The 23,706-nt window shown below is 37.9% G+C and carries 24 protein-coding genes, 1 tRNA gene and 1 pseudogene; 14 read left to right on the plus strand and 12 right to left on the minus strand.

Features of this window, described 5'->3' with window-relative positions:
• Positions 1–648 precede the first annotated feature (648 nt).
• Entirely contained in the window at positions 649–1,368 is a 720-nt protein-coding gene (pnuC, locus tag ACEYV4_RS04650; protein ID WP_373842242.1) for a nicotinamide riboside transporter PnuC, read from the minus strand.
• Between the two features lie 204 nt (positions 1,369–1,572).
• A pseudogene (locus tag ACEYV4_RS04655) lies at positions 1,573–2,501 on the minus strand (AEC family transporter).
• Between the two features lie 245 nt (positions 2,502–2,746).
• Here ACEYV4_RS04655 and ACEYV4_RS04660 point away from each other — a divergent pair.
• From ACEYV4_RS04660 to ACEYV4_RS04670, 3 genes are all read left to right on the plus strand, one after another.
• The gene (locus ACEYV4_RS04660; protein WP_373842243.1) at positions 2,747–3,184 is read left to right on the plus strand and encodes an OsmC family protein; all 438 of its coding nucleotides are present in this window, start codon (positions 2,747–2,749) and stop codon (positions 3,182–3,184) included.
• 6 nt (positions 3,185–3,190) lie between these two features.
• Positions 3,191–4,204, plus strand: coding sequence for a lipoate--protein ligase (locus ACEYV4_RS04665; protein ID WP_373842244.1), 1,014 nt, complete (start codon positions 3,191–3,193; stop codon positions 4,202–4,204).
• Between the two features lie 333 nt (positions 4,205–4,537).
• Positions 4,538–4,792 carry a hypothetical protein gene (locus ACEYV4_RS04670; protein WP_373842245.1) on the plus strand — a complete coding sequence of 85 codons (255 nt, stop codon included), beginning with the start codon at positions 4,538–4,540 and terminating at the stop codon, positions 4,790–4,792.
• Between the two features lie 55 nt (positions 4,793–4,847).
• On the opposite strand, the gene ACEYV4_RS04675 is transcribed toward ACEYV4_RS04670, so the two are convergent.
• Both ACEYV4_RS04675 and ACEYV4_RS04680 read right to left on the minus strand, forming a co-directional pair.
• Entirely contained in the window at positions 4,848–5,864 is a 1,017-nt protein-coding gene (locus ACEYV4_RS04675; protein ID WP_373842246.1) for a zinc-dependent alcohol dehydrogenase family protein, read from the minus strand.
• 19 nt (positions 5,865–5,883) lie between these two features.
• On the minus strand, positions 5,884–6,294 hold the full coding sequence (locus ACEYV4_RS04680) for a VOC family protein (protein ID WP_373842247.1): 411 nt from the start codon (positions 6,292–6,294) through the stop codon (positions 5,884–5,886).
• 366 nt (positions 6,295–6,660) lie between these two features.
• On the opposite strand from ACEYV4_RS04680, the gene ACEYV4_RS04685 reads away from it, so the two are divergent.
• Entirely contained in the window at positions 6,661–6,939 is a 279-nt protein-coding gene (locus ACEYV4_RS04685) for a SemiSWEET family transporter (protein WP_373842248.1), read from the plus strand.
• Between the two features lie 44 nt (positions 6,940–6,983).
• On the opposite strand, the gene ACEYV4_RS04690 is transcribed toward ACEYV4_RS04685, so the two are convergent.
• The gene (locus ACEYV4_RS04690) at positions 6,984–7,577 is read right to left on the minus strand and encodes a site-specific integrase (protein WP_373842249.1); all 594 of its coding nucleotides are present in this window, start codon (positions 7,575–7,577) and stop codon (positions 6,984–6,986) included.
• Positions 7,578–7,744: 167 nt separating this feature from the next.
• Between ACEYV4_RS04690 and ACEYV4_RS04695 the strand changes: the two genes are divergently transcribed.
• The 5 genes from ACEYV4_RS04695 (at position 7,745) to ACEYV4_RS04715 (ending at position 11,749) form a co-directional block, all read left to right on the plus strand.
• The gene (locus tag ACEYV4_RS04695; protein ID WP_373842250.1) at positions 7,745–8,653 is read left to right on the plus strand and encodes a DNA/RNA non-specific endonuclease; all 909 of its coding nucleotides are present in this window, start codon (positions 7,745–7,747) and stop codon (positions 8,651–8,653) included.
• 113 nt (positions 8,654–8,766) lie between these two features.
• Positions 8,767–9,558 (plus strand): Cof-type HAD-IIB family hydrolase, encoded by a 792-nt coding sequence (locus tag ACEYV4_RS04700; RefSeq protein WP_373842251.1) that lies wholly within the window; start codon positions 8,767–8,769, stop codon positions 9,556–9,558.
• Between the two features lie 525 nt (positions 9,559–10,083).
• Positions 10,084–10,155, plus strand: a tRNA-Arg gene (locus ACEYV4_RS04705).
• Between the two features lie 188 nt (positions 10,156–10,343).
• Complete coding sequence (locus tag ACEYV4_RS04710; RefSeq protein ID WP_373842252.1) at positions 10,344–11,159, plus strand: HAD-IIB family hydrolase; 816 nt, start codon at positions 10,344–10,346, stop codon at positions 11,157–11,159.
• A gap of 29 nt (positions 11,160–11,188) precedes the next feature.
• Positions 11,189–11,749 carry a metal-dependent hydrolase gene (locus ACEYV4_RS04715; RefSeq protein WP_373842253.1) on the plus strand — a complete coding sequence of 187 codons (561 nt, stop codon included), beginning with the start codon at positions 11,189–11,191 and terminating at the stop codon, positions 11,747–11,749.
• Between the two features lie 29 nt (positions 11,750–11,778).
• On the opposite strand, the gene ACEYV4_RS04720 is transcribed toward ACEYV4_RS04715, so the two are convergent.
• Positions 11,779–12,255 carry a nucleoside 2-deoxyribosyltransferase gene (locus ACEYV4_RS04720; protein WP_373842254.1) on the minus strand — a complete coding sequence of 159 codons (477 nt, stop codon included), beginning with the start codon at positions 12,253–12,255 and terminating at the stop codon, positions 11,779–11,781.
• A gap of 189 nt (positions 12,256–12,444) precedes the next feature.
• On the opposite strand from ACEYV4_RS04720, the gene ACEYV4_RS04725 reads away from it, so the two are divergent.
• Genes ACEYV4_RS04725 through wecB form a run of 5 tightly spaced genes read left to right on the plus strand, consistent with a single transcriptional unit; the run spans position 12,445 to position 17,039 of the window.
• The gene (locus tag ACEYV4_RS04725; protein ID WP_373842255.1) at positions 12,445–13,308 is read left to right on the plus strand and encodes a hypothetical protein; all 864 of its coding nucleotides are present in this window, start codon (positions 12,445–12,447) and stop codon (positions 13,306–13,308) included.
• The gene (locus ACEYV4_RS04730) at positions 13,308–13,466 is read left to right on the plus strand and encodes a hypothetical protein (RefSeq protein WP_373842256.1); all 159 of its coding nucleotides are present in this window, start codon (positions 13,308–13,310) and stop codon (positions 13,464–13,466) included. The genes ACEYV4_RS04725 and ACEYV4_RS04730 overlap by 1 nt, the downstream gene beginning before the upstream one ends.
• Positions 13,466–14,776, plus strand: a complete 1,311-nt coding sequence (locus ACEYV4_RS04735; protein ID WP_373842257.1) for a glycosyltransferase — start codon at positions 13,466–13,468, stop codon at positions 14,774–14,776. Before ACEYV4_RS04730 ends, ACEYV4_RS04735 begins: the two co-directional genes overlap by 1 nt.
• Before the next feature lie 11 nt (positions 14,777–14,787).
• Positions 14,788–15,927, plus strand: a complete 1,140-nt coding sequence (locus tag ACEYV4_RS04740) for a glycosyl hydrolase family 8 (protein ID WP_373842258.1) — start codon at positions 14,788–14,790, stop codon at positions 15,925–15,927.
• A 2-nt stretch (positions 15,928–15,929) separates the two neighbouring features.
• A complete protein-coding gene (gene wecB, locus ACEYV4_RS04745) occupies positions 15,930–17,039 on the plus strand; it encodes a non-hydrolyzing UDP-N-acetylglucosamine 2-epimerase (RefSeq protein WP_373842259.1) in 1,110 nt (369 codons plus the stop codon).
• Positions 17,040–17,173: 134 nt separating this feature from the next.
• Here the strand turns inward: wecB and ACEYV4_RS04750 are convergent, their stop codons facing one another.
• The 6 genes from ACEYV4_RS04750 to ACEYV4_RS04775 form a co-directional block, all read right to left on the minus strand.
• Complete coding sequence (locus ACEYV4_RS04750; protein ID WP_373842260.1) at positions 17,174–17,329, minus strand: hypothetical protein; 156 nt, start codon at positions 17,327–17,329, stop codon at positions 17,174–17,176.
• Between the two features lie 5 nt (positions 17,330–17,334).
• Positions 17,335–18,207 carry an alpha/beta hydrolase gene (locus tag ACEYV4_RS04755; protein WP_373842261.1) on the minus strand — a complete coding sequence of 291 codons (873 nt, stop codon included), beginning with the start codon at positions 18,205–18,207 and terminating at the stop codon, positions 17,335–17,337.
• A gap of 92 nt (positions 18,208–18,299) precedes the next feature.
• Entirely contained in the window at positions 18,300–20,627 is a 2,328-nt protein-coding gene (locus ACEYV4_RS04760) for an ATP-binding protein (RefSeq protein WP_373842262.1), read from the minus strand.
• 172 nt (positions 20,628–20,799) lie between these two features.
• Entirely contained in the window at positions 20,800–21,645 is an 846-nt protein-coding gene (locus tag ACEYV4_RS04765) for a DNA/RNA non-specific endonuclease (protein ID WP_373842263.1), read from the minus strand.
• A gap of 112 nt (positions 21,646–21,757) precedes the next feature.
• Positions 21,758–23,140 carry an amino acid permease gene (locus tag ACEYV4_RS04770; RefSeq protein ID WP_373842264.1) on the minus strand — a complete coding sequence of 461 codons (1,383 nt, stop codon included), beginning with the start codon at positions 23,138–23,140 and terminating at the stop codon, positions 21,758–21,760.
• Between the two features lie 433 nt (positions 23,141–23,573).
• Positions 23,574–23,678: an LPXTG cell wall anchor domain-containing protein gene (locus ACEYV4_RS04775; RefSeq protein WP_373842265.1), complete on the minus strand. Its 105-nt coding sequence runs from the start codon at positions 23,676–23,678 to the stop codon at positions 23,574–23,576.
• Between the last annotated feature and the right edge of the window lie 28 nt (positions 23,679–23,706).

The following is a 23,706-nucleotide window of genomic DNA, read 5'->3' on the forward strand; positions in this document are numbered from 1 at the left end:
GATTAAAAGCCGTTGGCTAGGAACTAGCCTTGGTAAAAGAACGGAGTTCTGTAAGTTAGGTAGCGTGAATACACGTGCAAGATCCTAAATACTACTTCGTGTTCCCAGAAGCTCGGTCATTTATGACCGAGTAGTTCACAATCATCAAGCTAGTTATGATAATTATCGCGATATTAAACACCGATCTCAATTTGCAATGGCCGATTTTATTATTTTTCTTAAACCCACCGATGATTTTGGCCATTTTTTTATAGACAGTGCAGGGACTGCATTTACAAAGGAAACACTAATACTTAATAAGATTCCTTCAAAAGAACTTAAACATTTTAACTACCCTCAAGTTTATAGGTCTTACATTAACCAACCGATTATGATGCACCGAATAATTAATCTTCAAAAAGAACTCCCAAAAATTTATAATGACGGTTTTAGAATTGTTGATAATCCTTACTTACGACAAATCGTTTAGAAAAGCAGACTAGAATATTACAAATAAATATCCCAATTATCTCACAAAAAGGCCCTGGTGCAAACGAATGATGATAGTTCTGAACGCCGAATTTCAGTATATCTATACAGAAATTGTAAGGATATCGCTTTCGAACAGTGTCTTTTAACATTTATAAGATTGATTAGTTTATACCATATTTACTTAGTCGTTCCACCTTCATTATCAGCTTCACCACTTGCCCAAACCTTAGTTGCATAAACGGAATTAAACAGCAGTGCCGCCTGAAGAGCAATTTGCGATAGGTCACCGCCGAATGTTCCAATGTGAACCCCCATTTGAAACCGTACGGCTAAAATAACCCAATAAATAATGTTGGCTGTATTAACCCAAATCCATAGTGACCAGTTTTCCTGGTACTTTAAGATATAAAGCAACTGGGCGATGAAACTAACCACTAGGTTAAAGGAGTCAAAGTATGGCAACTGACCATGGAACATCGCAATGAAGTACCAACCGATAAAGTAAGCAACCACTACCCCGGCAAAGACCCAACGCCGTGTCTGTGGTGAAAAGCGTTTTGTCGCATCATCATGACCCCACATGAACCAGCCGATTGGTTGTGAAATAACATAAAAGATATCCATGACGAAGATACCCCAAGTATGACTTTGCCAAGCAACGTAAGTCATCGCGACACACTGAATAAAGCCAAAGATAAAAGTTACTTTTCGTCCTTTCATCCCATAGACCAGTGCCAATGTACCAAAGACTCCGGAGAGCATCCCTACCCAACTATCTGGAGCAATTAAGTACACGCCAATTTGCAACAAGAGTAAAATCGTAACATAAATTACTTCAAATTTCTTCCACTTACTAAATAGTTGAGTAAACAACCATCCATGATTTGTATTGACCATTATCATTCCTCCAAAATTTTCTGATAAAAGCATTATCAGTTTAAGTAAAAAGTACTTTAATTATTGCAGAATAAAAGTATGATTAACTTTTATTGCTTCCTAGTTTAATCACTTTGCCTAAAAATGCAAGTCATTTTAATAAACTTGAATTTCACCGTAAACTACAATTATCAATTTGGGAAAGCTTTTCTTGATAACACTTAATTAAATCAGTCTTGTTAAAACAAAAATTAGTGGAATTGTAAGCAGACATAAAATAGTTGAAAGAGCCATCAAAACAGTAGCCGGTCGGGCATCCCCTTTAGCCTGCAGTGTAAAGAGAACTACCAACCCGGCAACCGGACAAGCAGAAAGAATGACCGTCGTATAAAGTGGTACACTTGTAATTCCTGTTAATTTAAGGATAATAATCCCTAGTACTGGGAAAAGTAAATTACGAAAGGACAAACTAGCTATCAGAACTGGTGGTATTTTAAGTGTATGAACGTCCAAATTAGCTAAGTTAGATCCAATTATAATCATTGAGATGGGAGTAAAAGCTGCACTGAAGTCACTAACAAACGTGTTGATCATCTTCGGTAAATGATAAGAAGAGATAAACATTATCAGGCCAAGGATAATAGCAATAATATTTGGATTAAGGACAATCTTTTTAATTTGTTCAATTCGCGAATGGACTTGCTTTTTCTAAAAGATACCGATTCCATGGGTCCAAGACAAAGTGTTAAAACCAATCATTGAAGCAACGGCATAAAAAACACCTGGGCTGCCAAAAAGTGCCATTGCTAGAGGAACCCCATAAAACCATTATTGGAGTAGATGCTTCCATAGATGGCAATCCGTTTTAAATTAAGATTAGACTCGTGGGTAAATGCTAACTGAGCGATGACTATTGAAACAAAATAAGTTAAGAAAACTAAGAGTACTAGTATAGCTAAAGTAACCATTCTTTTTGAAGAGAATGGTTGTTCAAAAGCCTTCATAATTACTAAGGGTGATAAAAAATAAAGAGTAATATTGGTCAAGTCGTTTACTGATTGAGCATGGAGAAAACCAAGCTTACGAATTAAAGCTCCCATTAGCATCAGTAAGAAAATAACGACCACTTGAGTAAATAACTGCATTAATGAGATTAGTTATCCCTTCCCTCTTGAAAATTAGCCAGAATTTTAATTAACGTTAAAAAAAGCTGGAATAGGTAAAAACCTAATCCAGCTTTTATTTATTGCTCGCCGCACTGAGCAAGTATTTAACTATAATTATCACAGGAAAAATACATTCCCGACTGTTTTTTATCGAGATCAACAAGCTAGAATAGTGGAAATTAAAAATACCACTGCTAAAATTAATGGTAAAAATAGGGAAGGGAAGGATCAGTATGTCAGATAAGGTATTGTACCATACTGTTGTTGAAAATTGCGATGGTATTCACGGTGTTGCCAAAGTGATTAGTGGTGGTGATTTGCAGGTGACGACTGCTAATCCAGTTGCCAATGATCCTGGGACAAATCCCGAACAGCTAGTCGGCCTCGCACTAGCAACATGCCTCAATGCCACAATCGAAGCTGAAGAAAAGCGCCGGGGCTTGCAACATGCAAGTGTCGTTCGCGTCGGTATTAAAATGGGCTTTGACAATCCGGGTTTTCAATTCTGGCTTGATTGTCAAGTTAAGATTCCTGAGGTCGACCGGCAGACTGCCCAAGCCATCCTCGACAAGGCCGAAACACGTTGTCCAGTTGACAAACTTTTGAAGGGTAGCGGTAATTTAAAGGTTCACCTGGTTGATGAATTCAATTTTGACGAAAAAGAGGCGTAATAGTCGATGAAATATCTTGTAACCGATAGTACTGACATTCGTTATAATTTAGCATTGGAAACCTATTTAATGGAACATGCTAAATTGGACGAACCGATCTTGTACTTTTACATTAATTCTCCATGTATTATTCTTGGACGTTACCAAGATGCCTACGAAGAAATTAACCTTGACTATGTTAAAAAGCATCACATCATTGTGACCCGCCGGACTTCTGGCGGTGGAGCAGTGTATGACGACCTTGGTAATGTTAGCTTTAGTTTTATCACCAAGGACGATGGAGATTCAATTGGCAACTTTCGTAAGTTTACCGAGCCAGTTCTCGAAGCACTTCACGAGATGGGTGCTAAGGATGCCGAATTAGCCGGCCGTAATGATTTACAAATCAACGGCAAGAAATTTTCTGGTAACGCAATGAAAACAGAAAAGGGACGGATGTTCTCACACGGGACTTTGATGTATGACGTTGATTTAAACGTGATTGGTAAGGCTCTAAATGTTCCAGCTGATAAAATTGCTTCCAAGGGAATCAAATCTGTCCATAGTCGGGTTACAAACTTAAAGCCTTATTTTGCTCCCGAATACCAGAATTTAACGATTGAGCAATTCAGAGACACTCTGGCAAAAAAGATTCTTGGTGTAGCAGACCTTACACAGGCCAAAGAATACGTTCTTGATGAAGACACCAAACAAGCGGTTAAGAAGCTTAATACAGATATTTTCAGTAATTGGGACTGGATTTATGGTAAGTCTCCGGCGGCCGCTATTCAGCACCGTCAGCACTTCCCACAAGGAACGATCGACTTTCGTTTGCAGATTGAAAATGGAAAGATTAAATACCTTAAGACCTATGGTGACTTCTTTGGCCAAAAATCAATCGATGAGTTCGAACACCATTTGATTGGAACCCGTTATGACCGGACAGCTGTTACTCAAGCGTTAAGCGGCCTTAACCTGGCGGATTATTTTGGTGCAATTCCCCAAAAAGAAATTATTGATTTGTTGATGAGACAAGAATAAAAATAGTTGAAAAAACAAGGGTTGGAAAAGTTTATTTTTTCCTTATTTTCCTAAATGGCCATCGTACATTAGCATAGTTTTTTAAGATGAGTTGATACAATAAAGCCTCTGAAAACTATCAGAGACTTTATTTTTTATAAGCAAGAGGGCATGGATAGTTAATACTTTCAATTTTTAGTAACCTGTCATTAAAATTATAGTTTTAATGAAACGCAAAAAGAATAAATCTCATTTTAGTTATTTTACCTTGTCTTCTATACTTTTCCACGAAATAACTCCTTTTTTGAATTCATATCGGTTATTATAGTAATTGCATAATTGAGGTGAAGTCATATGAAAAAATATTTATATGTTGTCCAAGAATTAGACCAAACTAGAGATGCCTTACCAGAAGTTACCGTTTTTGAAAATCAGGAAGCTGCGATAAACTATTACCAAGATTTAACAGCTAAACTTCGCAATCGTTTTAACTATTCTTCAAAGATGGCGAATGGCGAAAACCAAGCAGAAATGTTCTATGCTAATCAACACGATGATAGTAGCCTTCAATATCTAGTGATGTTATTGCGAAAAGAATTGCACTCATAGCAAAAAAGCACACTTCCTTGAACAAGGAACGTGCTTTTGAATTAAAAATAAATTGTTAGGCTTCTTCACCAGCAACCTTAACGATTGCCTTAGAAACACCCTTTAGCTTACCACTGACAAAGTCTTCAACATGAGCAAAGTCAAGAATATTAGAAATTAATGGTAACGGATCAACGTCACCAGATTGCAAAAGTGCAATAGAATCTTCAAAGGTATATGGATTAATAAAAGTCCCCTGAATCTTTAGTTGTTTTTGATAAACCTTATAGGTATTAACTTTAAAGGTAGAATCAGGATTACCAACACCAAACATTAAGACTTGACCACCACGACTAGCAGCTTCAACAGCTTGTTCTTGGGTCTGTGGCAAGCCAACTGCTTCAACCACAATATCGTAAGTATCAGCTTTAATTGCCTTAGGAGTCTTAAGATTATTAATAGTCTTGAAACCAAAGTGTTTTTGATTGTTAGCTAATTTTTCGTCAGAAGTACCAGCTAAAGTAACTTCTTTAACACCACGGGCTTTTAAGATCTGAGCAATTAATTGGCCTTCAAAGCCATCACCAATGACTAAAGCAGTCTGGTATGGATGTAATTCAAGTAAATCTACGGCATGAGCAGCACAAGAAATTGGTTCAATTACTGCTGCGGCTTTTAGGGAAACGTTGTCCGGAATGTGGTAAACGACTTCTTCAGGCGCAGTAAAGAATTCTTCAAAGCCACCGTCACGGGTAACACCAACGGCATCCAAGTGCTCACATAATTCTGGACGTGAAGTTCGGCAGTAAAAACATTTATGACAATAAATGTTTGGGTCAACACTGACCCGATCACCTACTTTAAAATCCTGAACAGCTGAACCAACAGCAGCTACAACGCCAGAATTTTCATGGCCGAGCACAATTGGCGGTACGGCATTGGCAGAACCTGGTAAACCATTGTAAAGAGCCTTATCAGTACCACAAATACCGGCCCAGGCAGTGTGAACTAAGACTTCATTAGGCTTAACTGTTGGTTGATCATAATCTTTAATTTCTAAGTGTTTTTTTGCTGTTAAAACTAATGCCTTCATTATAAAATGATCCTCCTAATCAATGCTTAACAATTTCACAAAATTCAATGGTTTCATCGTTAGGACCAATAATATTGAAAAATTTAATGCCGTGTTTCCAATAATCGAGGTGTTGAACTTGGCTTTCTTTAACATTAAACCCTTCAACCTTAGCTGCTTGATAAGCACCATCAGCATCTTCAACATTTAAAGAAAGATGATTAATTGCACCAGTTCGATGAACAGCGCCATCACTGTCCCAAATTTCTAACGTTAAATGACCAGCTTTCATAAATGTAACCATATGGCCCTGCTTATCAGTGTCAAACTGGCCCTGCTTCTTGAAACCGAGCTTTTCCCAGAATCGGATTGTTTTATCCATGTCATCAGTCGGAATTCCAACATGAGCAAGGTCGTCAAAATAACCTGCTAAGCTTTTGTTAAATGCCATTAAAAGCCATCTCCTTAAAATGAAATTGTGAAGTTTTTCTCTTTCAACGTTTAATACTATACTTTATTTTTTCTTCTGTGTCAACCGGTTAACATAGAAGAAATTAGAAAGATTAAGCAAAATAATGGGATAATAAGCAGCTAAAAATATGTTTTAAAATTAAATGCGAATTGTCTTGTGATAGTGACTACATATACAAGTGAAACAGGTAAAATATTATATTAACCGGTTAACTTAAAACAATAAAAATATTTTTAACAGGCTTGATTATGCTAACTAATTGCGCTATCTTAAATATTAAATAATTGAAAATTAAGCAACAAAGCAGTTATTACTACTGCTGATTGAAAAGGACATTTTAATAAGATGAAAGAAGCTAATAAACGTTTACTCCATGTTAAGCTGGTTGGTAATACTGCTACGATTGCCTGCCTCATTATGTATATTTCATATATTGAACAAATTATTTCCAACTTTACTGGTCATCCTGTATCACCAATTCAGCCCATTTGTGCGGCAATTAATGCTTTACTCTGGGTTGTTTATGGCTGGTTAAAGCCCGATAAAGATTGGCCAGTAATCATTGCTAATTTTCCTGGAATTATTTTCGGGGTCTTAACTTTTGTAACTGTTTTTATTCATTAAAATTTAAAAGCGACAGTAAAATGATTTTCACTGTCGCTTTTAAATTAACCAAAATCAATTTTATCTAACATATGTTCCCGACTAACCTGATCTAATCCTAGGTAAGCTAAGGTCATTGCTTCACTAGAATGATTAAGCAAGCGCATTACTAATCCAATATTATAATTGCTTTGAACATAAACCCGGTAAGCACCTGTTTTACGCATCGTATGAGTACCTAGATAATTGATATTTAATAGATTCCCTACCTTATGCATGATATTATAAAACTGTCGTTCATCAATATGTTTACTCGGTCGAGAAGTCGATGGAAAGAGCCAAGGTGTAATTTTTTCATAACGGTTACGCTTAAGCCATTGCTGATAAATAGCGAGATCGTTGGTTACGGGGCGCAGGTAAAGGGTATTTGGCTTTCCAGTCTTCTTATCCTTAATAAAGGCATGCTGACGAATGGCACCATAATCATCAAAAACATCGGTCTGCTTAAGTCGCAATACATCGCTAACCCGTAATAAGGTGGCTTTACCAACTTGAAAAATAGTATAATTACGTCGACCAGCTTTAAAATTATGTAGTAAAGTATCTTGAACTTCTGCTAAAACATTAGAATCTTTGATAGGTAATACTACTTGTCGCATTTTATTTCTTCCCTTAACTATATGTTATTTAGATTATAATAACACATCTTTGAAGCTCAAACTTGATCCCCGCACTGAGTCAACTAAAATATAACCATTAATTAGTCAACGAAAGAAGGTCCTTTCTTCTGCAAAGAGCAAGCTATATTCTTAAGTTTATTCTTTTAATGGTGATTGGTTTATTAATCGGTTCAACTTGCGCTGCTTATCATGATTTTCACCAAGAACAAATAGCACATCTTCACTTTGCACGACGTGACCATCGCCCTGCCCAAGTAATTGGTGGATTAACACCTCAGCAATACCAGCAGCTTGCCAAACTTAATTACCAATCCGGTGCTAATCCAATCGTTCAGGTTAATCATGGGCGTTCAACCTTAAACCCTAAGTCTTGGCGAACTAATAAAGTTATTTATCAACAATTAGATTCGCGCCGGCGTACTTCTGGTTCTAATACTGCGTTTTTAAATTGGCGAAACCATGCCGATACCAGTCTACGTATTAACCAAATTACTCAGCCAACGGGATGGCATGATAATCGAAATGGTAACCTTATTTATAATCGTGGTCATTTATTAGCCTATTCTTTAACAGGAGGTATCAATGCGCATACTGGTCAATACCATACTAGTGCGGTTGGTGACCAGGATAATCCACGAAATCTTTTTACTGAAACGGATTTTACTAACCAAATGCTACAAATCATTTATGAGACTCGAGTTCGTCATACAATTGAACAAGGAAAGCATGTAGTTTATCAAGCAACTCCCATTTTCCGCGGCAGTGAACAAATGGCGCGTGGAATTAATTTACAAGCTATTTCAACTGATGGAAGCCTCAATTTTAATGTCTACCTATATAATATTGAACCAGGAACTAAAATTAATTATCAAGATGGTTCTTCAGTTAGTGATCCTCAAATGCGCGTTTTAGTTCCAGTTGAGTCATTAGGTGAGACCGATGATGAAAGCCAACGTTCTATGGATAACGGGACGTTAAAAATTAGCGGTCATTATAAGCGCCCCTTTGCTACTGCTCCCCGTCATTATTATCGGATTTGGCAAAACAACAAATAGCCGTGTTATCAGTCACCTGGTAATTTATTATGTCAACTAGCTAGTATACATACCAATACCACCAGATAATAATTTAATCAGTCTTATTATGAATGAAAGAAAGGACAATTATTATGATTAAACATATCTTTTCTGACATGGACCATACTCTTTTAAATGAAAAGAGTAAATTAACTCCAGCAACCATTGCTACTATTCAGCAACTTACTATTCCGTTTACTTGTGTTTCAGCACGAGCCCCGCAAGAAATGCTAGCTGTAATCAATCAACTAAAATTAAAGGGTCCACAAATTGCCTTTAATGGCGGTTTAATTTTTGAAAAAGCCGCTGAACACATTAAATATCTTAACCGCAAACCAATTTTGCCTACTAATGCTCGAGCTATTATTAATTTGATTCACACCCAATTTCCTGAAACATCATTGAGTTGGTATAATCAAAATACTTGGTTTACCTTTAAACTCGATGCCGGCGTCAAATTTGAGCATCAAGTTAACGGTACTATGCCACAGGTGGTTATGTCCCCTAATTACCAAGAAGATATCTATAAAATAATGATCATTGAATTCAATCATGCTCAAAAGGCACAGATTGCGAAAGCAGTTACTAGACTTGGCCTTACTAATGTAATTGCTAAATCTACTGGTGCTGATTATTACGAAATCACTACCCGCGCGGCGACCAAAGATGCTGGTGTTCGCTTTATTCAGCAAAAAGAAAATCTTATTAAAGATGAAATGATGGCTTTCGGCGATGGTGAAAATGACCTACCTCTTTTAAATGCGATTGGCAGTTCGGTTGCAATGGGGAATGCTCTACCAGAAGTTAAAAAAGCAGCTAAAATCATTACTCGATCAAACCAAGAAGATGGTGTAGCATTTGAGTTAAAAAAGCTATTGAAGTAAAGTAAATGATTCTCTGTTTGAGGTGGGGAATCATTTTTTAGTTTACATAATATCTTATGCTAGTATTAAACAATTTAATTTAGAATTAGCATGTCTATTTACTGTTAATTGAGGCATATTTACCTATTAAATCCTTAAGTGTTATTTTTAATAATATTATATAAATAACACCGATAGTTTTTTACTAATTTAGATTGGCTGTTATATCAGTATTTTAAAAGTGTTATTTATTACAAATAACACCTATTTTAGCTCCTTTATCTGTAATAATTAGTGCTAATTTCAAAATTAACTCTCAGAGAAAATAAGACGATCAACTACCCGTCTAAATCAATTTCATTTTGTCTGAGCGGCAATTTTTAAATTGACTAATAATTAAATAAAAAAGTAGTTCATATCATTAATTAGTTTCCAGAATCTCAATCAATATTTACTTATGCAAGGCTAGTTTACATAATATTTTATAGGGATTTTTTATTTTCCACTACCATTTTAAATTAAGAAGACTATAATAGTAATTGTACGGCGCCCTTAGTGTAAAGGATAGCACATGAGATTTCGGTCCTCATGATCCGGGTTCGATTCCCGGGGGGCGCATAAAAATATTATAAGCATATGAACTGCTAGTTACACTGTTACATCAGTGTAGCTAGCAGCTTTTTCTTAATGATTCCAATGTAATTTTGATGCTTTTAAGTTTAAGTTATAATTAAAATACTACTATTTTCTTTTGCTTAAGGGCTAATGCAATAGGTAGAAAAAATTTAAGAAAGGAATGATCATCCGTGCCTAAGTGGCGATATCTTGCTATTGATGTTGACGGCACCTTGCTTGACGATCACGATCGCTTTGCTGTTAGCCGACTTAATGACGATATCCAGCAATTAACTGGTCAAGGAGTAATGCTAATTGTCGCTAGTGGCAACAGTTATGATGCCTTACAAAGCATTTTTCGTTCTTGCCCCACCGTAACTAACTTCGTTGCCGAAAATGGTGGCCGAATCATTGTTAATGGTCACGAGATTTTGAGTCAACCTCACCATAAGGAAACCATTGTGGACCTTTTAGAATTTATAGCTACTATTGTCCCACAACCAGATTTACTTTCTCTTTCTGGAGCTAATCAAACGTTTATTGCCCAACGTTACCGTCACGTAGCAGTTCCTTATTATCCACACCATACTTATTTTACACATTTATCAACTGTAAACGAGCCTATTTATAATCTCAATATTAGTTGGTCCTACCATCACCCCGCCCTTACTTGGATTCACCAATTAGTTGCTAAGCTTAATCAGCGATTTCCGACTATTCATGCAACCTACAGCGGTGCCTGGGGAATTGATATTTTACCTGCGGGTGTCAACAAGGCTGACGGCCTCTGCCAATTGATTAAATCTCGTGGTGGAACCATGGCTGACCTTGTCGCCTTTGGCGATACTTCTAATGACCAAGAAATGATTGCAGCAGCTGGTTGTGGCTACGCAATGCAAAACGCAACACCAGACCTGCTAACAATTGCGGACCGAGTAACTAAATTTGATAATAATCATAATGGCCTTTTAAGAGAAATTGAAATGCTTTATCATTTGATGCACTGATATTATGTAAACTAAAAGAGGAAAATAATATGCTAACTAGATCCCATCAGGTTTGTAGTATTGCTATTGTCCAAGGAGAACTTTTAGTAACTCATCAATTATTTGTTCATCCACTACCCAGTCTAGTAATGCTTTTAGCAACCGGAATCGGTGCTACCTTACCAGACATTGACCAACATAATAGTGATGCTAATCACCACTTACTAGTTAATCTGAGCTTTCTTTTTGCGCACCGTGGGATTACTCATAGTCTTTGTGGTTGGTTAATATTTTCGGCATTAAGCTACCTTATACTAAATTCTATTGCGCCACTTATACCAGGTCCTACATTACATCAATGGTGCTGGTTCTTTTTCTGGTTAGGTTTAATTAGTGGTTATATTTTGCATGTTTTAGAAGATAGCTTTAGCGAATATGGTGTCCGCTGGTTGGCCCCTTTTAGTCATCACCGTTATCATTCAGCCTTAATATTCTCTTATCGAGTAGGTGGCCCATTCGAAAAGTTACTGTTAATGATAGCATTCCTAGCCATTATTATGATGAGTATTGACTGGGCTACACAGTTAAGTACCTATAATGGCGTCTTTTGACATATGCCAAAAGACGCCATTTTTAGCTATCAATAAACTCCACCATTATAAAAGTCAAAACCAGGGCGATTGAAATTATATTTAGCAAGTTCGGATAATTTAATAAAATTGTCCGCAATGCCCCAGCTCATAAGATTGATGGACTTTCCAAAATCTTCATCCGGAACAACCACCATAATATATTTACCAAGAGAACTGGCCATCCCTAATTCAACCCCCATACCAACATCTTCCTCTTCCGGAACATAGATGGCTAGTAACATATCTGATGTTGAAATGCCAACCCGATCGCCATTATAAGTTGCGGTTGCCCATTCCCGATCCTGAAGTAATTCTGGATGTTCATCAACCCGGAGACCTTTATATTGATGTTGCAATGGGATATAGGAATTTTCAACATCAATCGTAGGATTATCCTTAATTGCTTGCATAGCCTGCCGATAAGCCCGATTTTGCTTATCTGTAAACCAACCTGCGCAGAAATAAACGGTTTTTGTCTTTTGCATAATATCCTCCAAAATTATGAATTTAGTAAGAATGATATCAATAAGCTTTAGAACATTTAAAAACTAATTCTTAAACCTTCCAAAATAAATTATTCTTTGAATATCATTCACCTTTTTTATTTTACCAAAATTGGGGTATAATAATTTGTCTTAGTAAATAAAATATCATTATAAAGGGAGTATTTAGTTTTGAAACATCGCCATTTGATTGAAACCGGTTTACTGACCCTTTTTGCTATGGGGACATTAATTGCTCTCCTGATGTGGTGGGCTAGTCAATATTCCAATATCGTTACGAATGCCATGCTGGTAATGATTATTCTTGGTTTAGCCGCAGGAACACTTATTCCTAACATCTTAGTAACCTGGTTAATTATTGGGCTCACCACCATTGGTAGTGCAATTCTTCTTTTGGGATACATTGTAATCTCTACTCCACTGAAAATTGCATTGTTATTAGCTTTCCCCGTTTGTGCCAGCATAGTTATGATCAGTCGATATCTGCTTACTTCTTGGGGATGGTTAGATCATAACCGCCGAGCTGTTGAGAGCTATGTAGAGCATTATGATCCCCTTACCAAACTTTTAACTAAGTACAATGCTCAAAAGCTCTACCAAAAGAACCTAACTTTTATTAAAAGTGATCCCAATGGCCAGCTCTGGATCGATTTAACTGCAATTCGTCTAGCACATAGTCAGCAATTACAACAATTCCACCACCGAGTTTATGATCTAGTCCTTCAAAGAATTGCTGGTGTACTCAAGAAGGACCGTCTACCCTCCGAAGCAATCTTCTTCATGGGGGATGCTACCTTTTTGATTGTTTCTTATAATCTATCCAAGCAATCCTATCATTACCGTAATCAACTTACCAAGCATCACCTTAGTCACCTAACAATATTAGGAACTAATCCGCAGTTTAAATGGGGTACGAAACGAATCGACCAGCAAGCAGCTTCCAAATACCCTCAATTGCATGACGCAATGCGACCAATCACCCGTGATATGGAAACTGACCTGGTAGTTGAATACTTAAAGGAGGATAAACACTGATGGTTCGTTTTTTCTTTTGGCTTGCGATGGCGGTCACCATTATTTTCTTTATCTTGGTAATGATACTCTTTGTTTGTCAATGGATCATCTACACTCGTGTTGAAAAAACAATGTTACGCTATGATCATTTTCGTCAACGAAAGGAGGACAGTCATTAATGGTTGAAGAAGTTTTGATGATTGTTACCTTAATTTCAATCTGGTTTTCACTTTTAATGTCAACTATCACCCTTGGTGGGGCGACCGTTTTTTGGCTGAAACATAGTACTAAGTTAGTAGCCATTAAGCCACTAACTCGTTATCCATTAATCACCATTGTTGTCCCAGCTCATAATGAAGAAGTTGTCATCGCTCAGACTACCAAAGCAATCCTTAACCTTAACTATCCCGCAGATAAAGTTGAATTACTGTTATTTGCGGACAACTGTGCGGATCAAACCGCTCAAGAAATGAGACAAGTCCTCAATATTTCACGCTACCGTCACCGTAACGTAAAAATTATCGAACGAACAGGCTCCGGTGGCAAAGCAGGAGTCCTAAATGATGCTCTCAAGATAGCCCATGGTGAATACATCGGAGTTTACGATGCTGATGCCATGCCAGAACAAAATGCACTTTATTTCTTAGTCCGCAAGATCCTAGAACAGCCAACACGTTACATGGCTGCTTTCGGCCGTAACAAGACTCGCAATGCCAACGAAAATTTCTTAACACGGTGCATTAACCAAGAAATTGTTGTCACTCAGCGAATTCAGCACTGTGCAATTTGGTCCATGTTTAAGATTGGACGGATTCCGGGAACTAATTTTATTATTAACCGTAAATTCGTTAAAAGAATCGGCGGCTGGCGTAATGGTGCCCTGACCGAAGATACCGATATTTCATTTAAGATCATGCAAAGTGGTAAGTTGATTGCCCTAGCTTATAATTCAGAAGCCTTTCAGCAAGAGCCAGAACGACTGCATGATTATTATTTCCAGCGATTACGGTGGGCTAAGGGCAACTATCAGGTCGTAATTCATAACTTCAAGCACCTTTTCGATCACAGTAACTGGCGGGTTAAATTAGAAACCTTCTATTATTCGTGTACCTTCTTCTGGTTTAATGCGGCTATCGTCCTATCCGACATCATCTTTATTGCTAACGTCATTACCCTGATCGGTCGCCTCTTTTGGCCAGGCTTGGAAATTCCCTTTACTTTTGGTGAAAGTAATATTTTGATCATGCAGCTGCTCTTATTAAATTGGCTGTTGATGATTATCCTATATATTTTGCAAATTTCAATTGCTATGGCAACGCAATATGGTCAAGCGACAACTCGGCAAATTTGGCTAGCTCTAGCTTCTTACTTTACCTATTCTCAGCTTTTCATCATTGTTTCTATCCATGCCGTTTGTTCGGTAACCTTAGACACCCTTTTCCACCGCAACGGGAACGTCTGGGTTAAAACTAAGCGCTTTAACGATTAAGGAAAAATACTATGAAACATTCTAAATTTATTTGGATTTTGATGGGTGTCATCACAGTTATCTACATTGCCACCTTATTTGTTGTAAGAATCAAGAATCCACGAAACATTCAATATCATACCTATATTCGCTGGCGACAAGCTTACGTGATTCACCAAACCAATAAGCGTAGTTTCGTTAACACCAGCAATAACCGCCACCGTCCTGTCGCCCTATCTGAAGGTCAAGGCTATGGACTATACATTACCGCCCGTGCCGGGGAAAAGGGTTGGGCGAATGAGAAAGACTTCAACCATTTGCTTAATTATTATCTTGCCCACCGTGACCGAGTCGGTAATCACCATCAAGTACCTATTGCCTTGATGCAATGGCGTCAATATCGCAATCGTCACGGCAAATGGGTCAGCAATCGTAATAGTGCGACTGATGGGGACCTTTTCATTGCCATTGGTCTTCACCACGCTATTCATGCATGGCCTCAGCAAGCATCATATTACCAACATTTAGAACGGCAGCTTGAAGCCGATATGCTTCGTTACGAATATAATCCGCAGACACGCTCGTTAACAGTTGGTAATTGGGTCACTAGCAAGTCTAAGTACTATCACTTAATGCGAACTTCGGATGTTGCTCCTGACTTTTTCGATGAGTGCTACCAAACTTCTCATGACCAACGATGGTTAACCGTTAAGAATGGAATGCTTGACCATCTCGTTACTCTTAGTAAGTTACACCATACTGGCCTGGTACCTGACTTTGCTTGGGTAACAACCAAGTCTGCTCGTCCCGTTAAGCCGTGGACCGTAGCTAGCAAAAATGACGGTAATTATTCTGCTAATGCCTGTCGGGTGCCAATGATGCTTGCCTCCAGCAATGATCCACGGGCACGACGGGTCCTAAATAAAATGATGAAATTTTTTGCTAATCAATATTACATTACCGCTGGTTACAAGTTGAATGGTCATCGACTCGTCCACTATCAATCTGCTAGCTTTAGCGCACCACTTTTTTACGCTACTAGTACCAACCGAGGACGTGGTTATGATAACCTCTTCAACAGCCAAAAGTATATTTTTACTAGACCACTAACTAAATCTAATTATTATGATGCAACGTTGACGACAATTGCCGCATTAGAAGGGATGAATTAACAATGCTAAAAATAATGACCGTCTTCGGAACCCGTCCAGAAGCTATCAAGATGGCACCGGTAGTTAAACAATTAAATGTAACACCTGGCCTGATACCAGTAGTAGTAGTCACTGGTCAGCATAAAGAAATGCTCCAACAGGTGTTAGATGCTTTTGATATCGAACCTGATTATGATTTGTCAATCATGCATAAAGGCCAGAGCCTCACCATGATTACTACTAAGATTTTAACCGGGCTTGATAATATCCTCAAGCAGGAACGACCCGCTCTCCTCTTGGTTCATGGGGATACGAGCACGACAATGGCTGCCAGCCTAAGTGCCTTTTATCACCATATCCCAATCGGCCATGTTGAAGCCGGACTACGAACCTGGGATCTTGCTTCCCCATTCCCTGAAGAAGCCAATCGACAACTAACGGATGATCTAACTACTTTGTATTTTGCACCGACCGACCTTAGTAAGCAAAACTTAATCAAAGAAAATCACCCAGCCGACCAGATCTTTGTGACCGGTAATACGGCAATCGATGCTCTGCATTACACTGTTAGTCATGATTATCACCACGATGTTCTAAAGGGGATCCCAGATGATCACCGCATTATTTTGCTTACTATGCACCGACGAGAAAATCAAGGGATACCAATGGAGCAAGTCTTCCGAGCCGTCCGTAGCGTTGCTGAAAATAGTCCTAAATTGGATGTTGTTTACCCAGTTCACCTCAGTCCTCGGGTCCAAAAACTAGCTCATCAAGTCTTTGATGGTATTGACAATATCCACCTAATCGCTCCTCTTGACGTTTGGGACTTTCATAATCTTGCTGCCCGGAGTTACTTCATTATGACCGATTCAGGTGGAGTTCAAGAAGAGGCACCATCGTTGAATAAGCCGGTTCTTGTATTACGAAATACAACAGAACGACCAGAAGGCGTAACTGCTGGTACTCTAAAAATCATTGGCACGGATTATAATCGAGTTCGCAATGCCATGGAAGAGTTATTGAATGACCCAGTTAAGTATCATCAAATGGCAAATGCACATAATCCTTATGGAGATGGACATGCGGCTGAACGCATTGTTAAGATTTGCCAACAATACTTAGCTAACAATTAAAAGTCAAAATTAAAATACCCGTTGAATATACAGACGAAAATCTGGTATTCAACGGGTATTTGCATAGTTAAAAGTTAAAATAAAATCTTGCTTAATACAAGCCAAATATGATAATAACATTCAAAATATTAAACTTATACATTTTGTAAAGCAATAGCAATTAGCTTTTTAGCAGCCGCAGACACTGTTAATTGGTGTTGATTAGCGTATACCTTTAATCGCTGATAAGTAGCTAAATCCTGCGGGCCACGCCAAATTAATCCAGTTACTTGTCCATGTTCTTTTTGCATTTATCCTACTCCTTTCCCCACAGCAGTTGCTCAATCTTCTGTAAAATTATTTGTCGATTGTGCAATTGACTGTGGGTAGTATTTTGATACGTTTTCTGGTGATATCTAATCATTGGATGTGAACGAATCAGTGCTTGGATCATTTCTGACTGAATATGTGGAACAGCACCGTCAGTTATTTTACTTCCCTCTTTAGATCCCATGAGGTTATAGATATTAATCGAATAATTCAGTTGCCATTTTTGCATTTCACTTTGTAACTGCTGAAAATTCTTATCGGTCGAATGATGGATTAATAAATAATGGTAACGTAAACGATCCGGCAAACTTTCTTCAACAGGCACTCCAAGGAAGACCAATTTATGAAGTCGTAGATGAGCTTGAAGCCATTGTGATCCTAGATAAGCATGGATAAATTCGGTTCCACCATATGAATGAGCAACAACATTAATTTTTTTAATGCCTTCAACTTGATAAAGATAAGTCAAAACATGTCGCAATTGGTTAACTTGGGGATGATAGGTTGGACTATAGTTCCAATCAAAAAGAATCTGGATCAGTGCATTTTTTTGCCCGTGCCAATTTCCACGAATTCGAATGCGGTTAGTTGGTGATACCCAAACCGTCATGATCTTTTGGGCTATGTTTTGTTGTTGATAAGTTTGAATTAACTTATTGTAGGTGATAGTATTTCCTCCCCAACCAGGAATTAATAATGTTGGCACCCGTGAGTAATTTAGATTACTTTGATAGGTATTGGATTTTAACTTTTGTCCAGGGGTACCTCGTAACAAGAAGAGCTGGGTTAATGCTAAAATGAGGCAGACACCTATTAAACTGCTTCCAACAACTTTACCAATTTTTTGTAGATGCTTCATTCACTCACCTCATTTCACTATTATTTTTTATTATCGCGCAAATTTAACTAAATTAAAAACGATAAGGAGATTCTCCCCTTACCGTTTTTAGTTTAACCAAATAATCGAGCCCAAAAGCCCTTCTTTTTAACGGATTTATTATTGTTAGTAGTAGGTGATGACGTTGATTGATCTGATACTATTGTCGTTGGCTGAGATTGATCAGTATGCTTAGCATAAGGGTTACGTTCCCCAATCCACCGGAAAAATGCCGGTGCTTTAATTTCAACGAATTTGCCTCGTTTACCATTAATACCATCAACGCAAAGTTCAATTGGTAAAGCATTTCGATACCTTTCAATGCTGTCAGCAGAAAAGCCATTAAAGGTATTAAGCTTTGAAATATCAAATAGTAAACTGTCGTCAGCTGCCCGATATTTAAAGTCGTCAGCTTGAGTTACGTAGAGCTTTGCCCAACTATTCCGTGAACTTTCTTTGAAATCATCGCAAATCTCATCAGCAAAGTATGGCGGTATTTTAATTCCAGCCTGTTTGTAATACTCACGGAAGATTTTACGAGTATTAGAAAGAAAATCGAGCTGCCCGCTTTTAGTATTAAAGTCTCGCCATGGTGTTTCATCATCTTCCAGTAAACCGGCCATCCGCATTACGAAATCCTTAAAAAGCGTATTATTTAGGGTTTGACGAACATTATAAATATATTTATTTGCTTCACCCTTTTGCCGGTCATCAATAACTTTATCCATTTGTAGATAATAGGTTCGCCGAGCGGTTTCCCGTAACATGGTAAATCCAGAATCATAGTTAGTCGTCCCAATTAACGGTGCGATTGGGTGTGGATTATTAATAAGCTCATTCATCGTATCAACTACCAGGTGCCGACTATATTGATCCTGTTGGAAAAAGTACGGTTCAATTTCGTCTAGCAATACGGGATAGGAACTACCTTGCTTCATATAATGTTCGATTGCTTCTACCGTCTTCGTTTTCTTCTGAGGCGTGTCTGTCGGGTAAATCGTCCCAAAATCGATTAAGGAGCGATCTGTCCCCCACGTTAATTGATTAATAATCCGCAAAAGTGTGGACTTACCAGAACCAGCAGTTGCACCTAGAACTAAGAAATTAGGAACATCATTACCATCCTCGGGATTAAGACTAGCTTTTTGACGAATCTCCCACAAAAATGGCGCCGTAAAGCTGTAAAGAATGGCTTCATAAAAACGTTTCCCGTAATCATCAGTATAGTCAACTACGTACTTACGGTAACCATTAAGGACCGCATCAATACTATTAAGGCCGTCACGAATTTGGCTAATCGTTGCTAATTTACCAAACGGGATTGGGTGGGTTCCGGCATCATTAGGAACGTATAACCCACTATTATTATTAATAAGATTACGTTCCATTGGTCGATCATATAGAAAAGTAGTATATTTTTTCTCGGCTTTTCGTTGCTGAGGCGTCATACCACTAATCAGAGCATGTTGAACCTGTTGGTAAATTTTTTCTCGTGTTTTAATCTTGGGTTTAGCTGCTCGCGGTGACACTGACCCCTTCTGTAGGGTATAAATTGTATCATGCTGCTTAACATTACGCGCAATTGCTTCCTTATCTTGCGAACGATTAATCGTAACATTACGCATAGCATTAGTGGTGGTGGATGGAATTAACTTATTATCCATCTGTTTTTGCACATCGTGACTAATAATGTCAGTCATATCTGCTGCCGCAATCCTATCAGTGGTTTCGTTATCGAGGATCACAACCTGATCCCGTTGTGGTGTTTGCTTGTCCTTAGCTCCCTCATCAAGTTGTGTCTGAGCGGCTTTCAAAAGATTATCTGTAAAATATGGCCGTAAAACAGGTTTAATATCTGCTTTGAAATGCTCATTGAGATTCTGAAAAAGCCTAATATTATTGTCAAATACTAAGATTTCTTCAAACTGGTTACGCTTATCGTTAAAAGAATCTTTGTCAAGATCAAAACTCCCAAGAATTACTCGTGTGTCATGGGTAGTAGAGTTACTAAGCAAGTAAAATTGAGAGTGTAATGCCTGAACGGGGGAAATTTCAACTGTGAAAAGCCCATTTAACGCGTTAGCCTGATTAGTACTACTCAGCCCTTCAAACAGTTTAGCTGGCTGCTTATTAGCAACTGCCAATAGAGCTGTGGTTAAGGCCTCTTTAGTAATAACCTCTTCAGCTGACTTAGCTATTTCATTTTTTGGAGTCCGAAGAGCAATTTCAACTTGAATGAATTTACTCAAATAATCATTAATAAAATCAGCCGTTACCTTTCCGGTGATTGCGGTTAAACGATTAAATCTATGTGCATCGAAAAGTTGACTAATTTTCATTGGTGGCGTTTTTTGGCCATTAAAAACAATATGAATTTTATTTAAATATGGATCGTTAGTCATAAATAGTATCCTTTGTTTTTTAGGGTGTCTATCATTATTTTCGTTGATTTGTTTTTGTTTTTCAAGTGTCGTGGTTTTGTTTTTGGTGGTTTAGTTAAAGTAAATAAATTCTAGTTATTAAAATAAATTAAAAACAATCAGAAATTAAATTCTGATCGTCATAATTTATCTATTATCTTTGTTTAACTGCACCAGTCGCATAATTAATATCAATATTACGCTGCACATTCGGAACAAAAACGTTAAAATTGACGCTACCATCTTTTGACTGCGCTTGAATATGAGCACCCGCGGGAACGACACTGCTACCGCTATAAATATCCGTTACTCGATAGCGAACTTGCTTACCCTGGTCTAGAGCCTTACGAACAATCCCTTCATAATAATTCTGACCGGTCGACATACTACTACGTGCTTCATTGGCCCAAGCGGTTTGAGTAGCAATGTTTCGAGGGTTCGATTCAGAAGCATTAAATCCTCGAATGCCACCCACTAGTGCATAGCCTAATAAGTGTCCACGATCATAAGCGTGACTATAACCACCAGTAAGATTATAAGCCTGTAAAAATCCTGCAGGTTTCCAGCCGGTAGCACCATTACCGGTCGCAGTACGATTTTGGTATTGACGGGTCGTCCTATTTAGCCAAGCATCTCCTTGCCAAGCACGTCCTTGGCTATCTACATGATTAACCGCGTAAGGAGCACTAGCAACATTAGCATTTAATCCCGATCGATTGTTGTTAATAATAAAAGCACCATGACCATTCCAAGTAATGTTAGTACCTAATTGTTGACGAACAGCCGGTGTTAAGACAACCATTGCTTGCTGCTTAGTTGGTGGTAATTGTTGTTGCCCTTGCTGATAGCTATTATTTCGGCCCCAGCTTAATAAACGTTGGACAACTCCTGGTCTTAAAATTGCTTTCCCATCAGCAGGCTTTTGTAAAGCACCACCGATTCCTAAGACAACTATCAACATTAAAATAATCCGCCATAATTGATGTTTTCGTTGAAACATTGATTTTCTCCTCTTTAAAATAAATTCCACTTTTATTTTACTATATCTAGGCGAACAAATGATCAGAAATAACAAGAAATCGCCCGAATATTATTTCGGACGATTTTATATTTTATTGGTTAATCTTTTTAGCAGTATGGAATTTATAAATTAAGCTCATGATTACCAGAAAAACTACCCCTGCCGAAACGGAAACCCGGGTATCGGGATTAAAGAACATAAAGATTAAGATAATAGTTAGAGCAGCTAAACTAAAGTAATTATATGCTGGATAGAATGGCATTTTAAAGGGATGATTTTTCAATTGTTCAGGATTGCGTTTACGGAAATTCAATTCAGATAGCAAAATTACAAACCACGGAACCATTCCGGGCAAAACACTGGAACTATAGACAATTACGAAAATATTCTTAGCACCAGCACTGAAGGCGTTGACTAGCATATTAACCACGAAGCCTAGGAAGATCCAAAAGGCAATCGTAAGGATCGCCACATTTGGTACAACCCGTTTGGAAAGCTTAGAGAATACCTTTGGCACTTCTCCATCAACAGACAGTTTAAAAAGCATCCGACTAGCACTGTAAATACCGGAATTAGCACCAGAAAGGGCTGCCGTTAAAACCACAAAATTAATGATCCCAGCTGCACCAGTAATTCCTACCTTAGTAAAAGTTTCAACGAATGGTGATCCCACCGCCTTAAGTTGGTTCCATGGATAAATAGAAACAATAACAAAGATCGCACCAATGTAAAAAATCAGGATCCGCCAAATAACGGACTTTACGGATTTGATAATTGCATGTCGAGGAGAAGCAGCTTCACCAGCCGTAATTCCTAATAGTTCGATTCCTTGATAAGAACCAGCAATTACAGATAACGAAAACATAAAGCCCATAAAGCCACCGGTAAAGAAACCACCATGAGTCCAAAGGTTAGAAATACCAACGGGATGCCAGTGGTTACCTAATCCAAGAACAATTACTAATAGTCCTAAGATGATCATCGCAATAATTGTAACCACTTTAATCATCGCAAACCAAAATTCTAGTCGACCATACGACTTTGCTGATGCTAAATTGGCTAAGGTTAAGATTGTGATCATTACTACTCCAGAAATCCAGTCCGGAAGATTCGGCCACCAGTAATTTAGGTATTGGCTCATCGCAATAATATCGGAAATCCCAACAATAATGAATTGAAAAACATTACTCCACTTAGTTAAGTAACCGGCAATTGGATGAATATATTTTGAACCGTAATCGGCAAATGATCCGGTTCCCGGGCTAATATAAATCATTTCGCCCAGAGCACGCATGACACCATATAAAACCAAACCAACGAAGGCATAAGCTAATAGGACAGATGGCCCTGTCCACTTAATTGTTGAAGTAGCCCCCATAAAGAGCCCACTCCCGATTGTTCCTCCAATGGCAATCATTTCCATTTGTCCGGGAGTCATCGTCCGTCTTAATTTTACTTTTCTTTGATCATCCATCTCAATAGTAACCCCATTTCTTAATACGAAAAAGGCTACCCAATGCGACCGTCAACCAGTACTAATAATTAATGGTTGAGACGCTTTGGATAGCTATTAGATAACGTCATGTTATAAAGTATTAAAGGTACTCAACCACATAATTTGTTGTTGTGGTTGAGGTGGAGGTTAGTTGATGAATAATCACTTGATTTAACAATTGCATAATAAATTCCTCCAATTTTTTGCTTCACTGTTATTAGAATACAATGAGAAAATTAAAAATGCAAGAAAATTTTAAACTTTTTAGCATTTTTCAATAACTAGTTCTACCATTTCAATAGAAGTCGCATTCTTAATGAAACCTGCTTTGCTCAGCCTGATGAGCATCTTTAATAATATCAAATTACAATTTTTACATAATTGGAGAAATAAGCAAACATTTCTATCACTATTATCGCCATTTTTTAATTGGCAATATTGCTGCTATCATTCCGGTGGCTAATCCTAAAAGAATTGTACTAAGACTCTCATGGTGCCCCGTCTGTGGTAATTGTATTGCCTGTTTACCTGAATCAGAAGACGTT

It is taken from the genome of Limosilactobacillus sp. (assembly GCF_041859915.1).
GTDB lineage: Bacteria > Bacillota > Bacilli > Lactobacillales > Lactobacillaceae > Limosilactobacillus.

Coding starts and splice junctions, on each gene's coding strand:
- pnuC (WP_373842242.1), bottom strand. CDS start 1,368: ATGGTCAATACAAATCATGGATGGTTGTTTACTCAACTATTTAGTAAG.
- ACEYV4_RS04660 (WP_373842243.1), top strand. CDS start 2,747: ATGTCAGATAAGGTATTGTACCATACTGTTGTTGAAAATTGCGATGGT.
- ACEYV4_RS04665 (WP_373842244.1), top strand. CDS start 3,191: ATGAAATATCTTGTAACCGATAGTACTGACATTCGTTATAATTTAGCA.
- ACEYV4_RS04670 (WP_373842245.1), top strand. CDS start 4,538: ATGAAAAAATATTTATATGTTGTCCAAGAATTAGACCAAACTAGAGAT.
- ACEYV4_RS04675 (WP_373842246.1), bottom strand. CDS start 5,864: ATGAAGGCATTAGTTTTAACAGCAAAAAAACACTTAGAAATTAAAGAT.
- ACEYV4_RS04680 (WP_373842247.1), bottom strand. CDS start 6,294: ATGGCATTTAACAAAAGCTTAGCAGGTTATTTTGACGACCTTGCTCAT.
- ACEYV4_RS04685 (WP_373842248.1), top strand. CDS start 6,661: ATGAAAGAAGCTAATAAACGTTTACTCCATGTTAAGCTGGTTGGTAAT.
- ACEYV4_RS04690 (WP_373842249.1), bottom strand. CDS start 7,577: ATGCGACAAGTAGTATTACCTATCAAAGATTCTAATGTTTTAGCAGAA.
- ACEYV4_RS04695 (WP_373842250.1), top strand. CDS start 7,745: ATGGTGATTGGTTTATTAATCGGTTCAACTTGCGCTGCTTATCATGAT.
- ACEYV4_RS04700 (WP_373842251.1), top strand. CDS start 8,767: ATGATTAAACATATCTTTTCTGACATGGACCATACTCTTTTAAATGAA.
- ACEYV4_RS04715 (WP_373842253.1), top strand. CDS start 11,189: ATGCTAACTAGATCCCATCAGGTTTGTAGTATTGCTATTGTCCAAGGA.
- ACEYV4_RS04720 (WP_373842254.1), bottom strand. CDS start 12,255: ATGCAAAAGACAAAAACCGTTTATTTCTGCGCAGGTTGGTTTACAGAT.
- ACEYV4_RS04730 (WP_373842256.1), top strand. CDS start 13,308: ATGGTTCGTTTTTTCTTTTGGCTTGCGATGGCGGTCACCATTATTTTC.
- ACEYV4_RS04735 (WP_373842257.1), top strand. CDS start 13,466: ATGGTTGAAGAAGTTTTGATGATTGTTACCTTAATTTCAATCTGGTTT.
- ACEYV4_RS04740 (WP_373842258.1), top strand. CDS start 14,788: ATGAAACATTCTAAATTTATTTGGATTTTGATGGGTGTCATCACAGTT.
- wecB (WP_373842259.1), top strand. CDS start 15,930: ATGCTAAAAATAATGACCGTCTTCGGAACCCGTCCAGAAGCTATCAAG.
- ACEYV4_RS04750 (WP_373842260.1), bottom strand. CDS start 17,329: ATGCAAAAAGAACATGGACAAGTAACTGGATTAATTTGGCGTGGCCCG.
- ACEYV4_RS04755 (WP_373842261.1), bottom strand. CDS start 18,207: ATGAAGCATCTACAAAAAATTGGTAAAGTTGTTGGAAGCAGTTTAATA.
- ACEYV4_RS04760 (WP_373842262.1), bottom strand. CDS start 20,627: ATGACTAACGATCCATATTTAAATAAAATTCATATTGTTTTTAATGGC.
- ACEYV4_RS04765 (WP_373842263.1), bottom strand. CDS start 21,645: ATGTTTCAACGAAAACATCAATTATGGCGGATTATTTTAATGTTGATA.
- ACEYV4_RS04770 (WP_373842264.1), bottom strand. CDS start 23,140: ATGGATGATCAAAGAAAAGTAAAATTAAGACGGACGATGACTCCCGGA.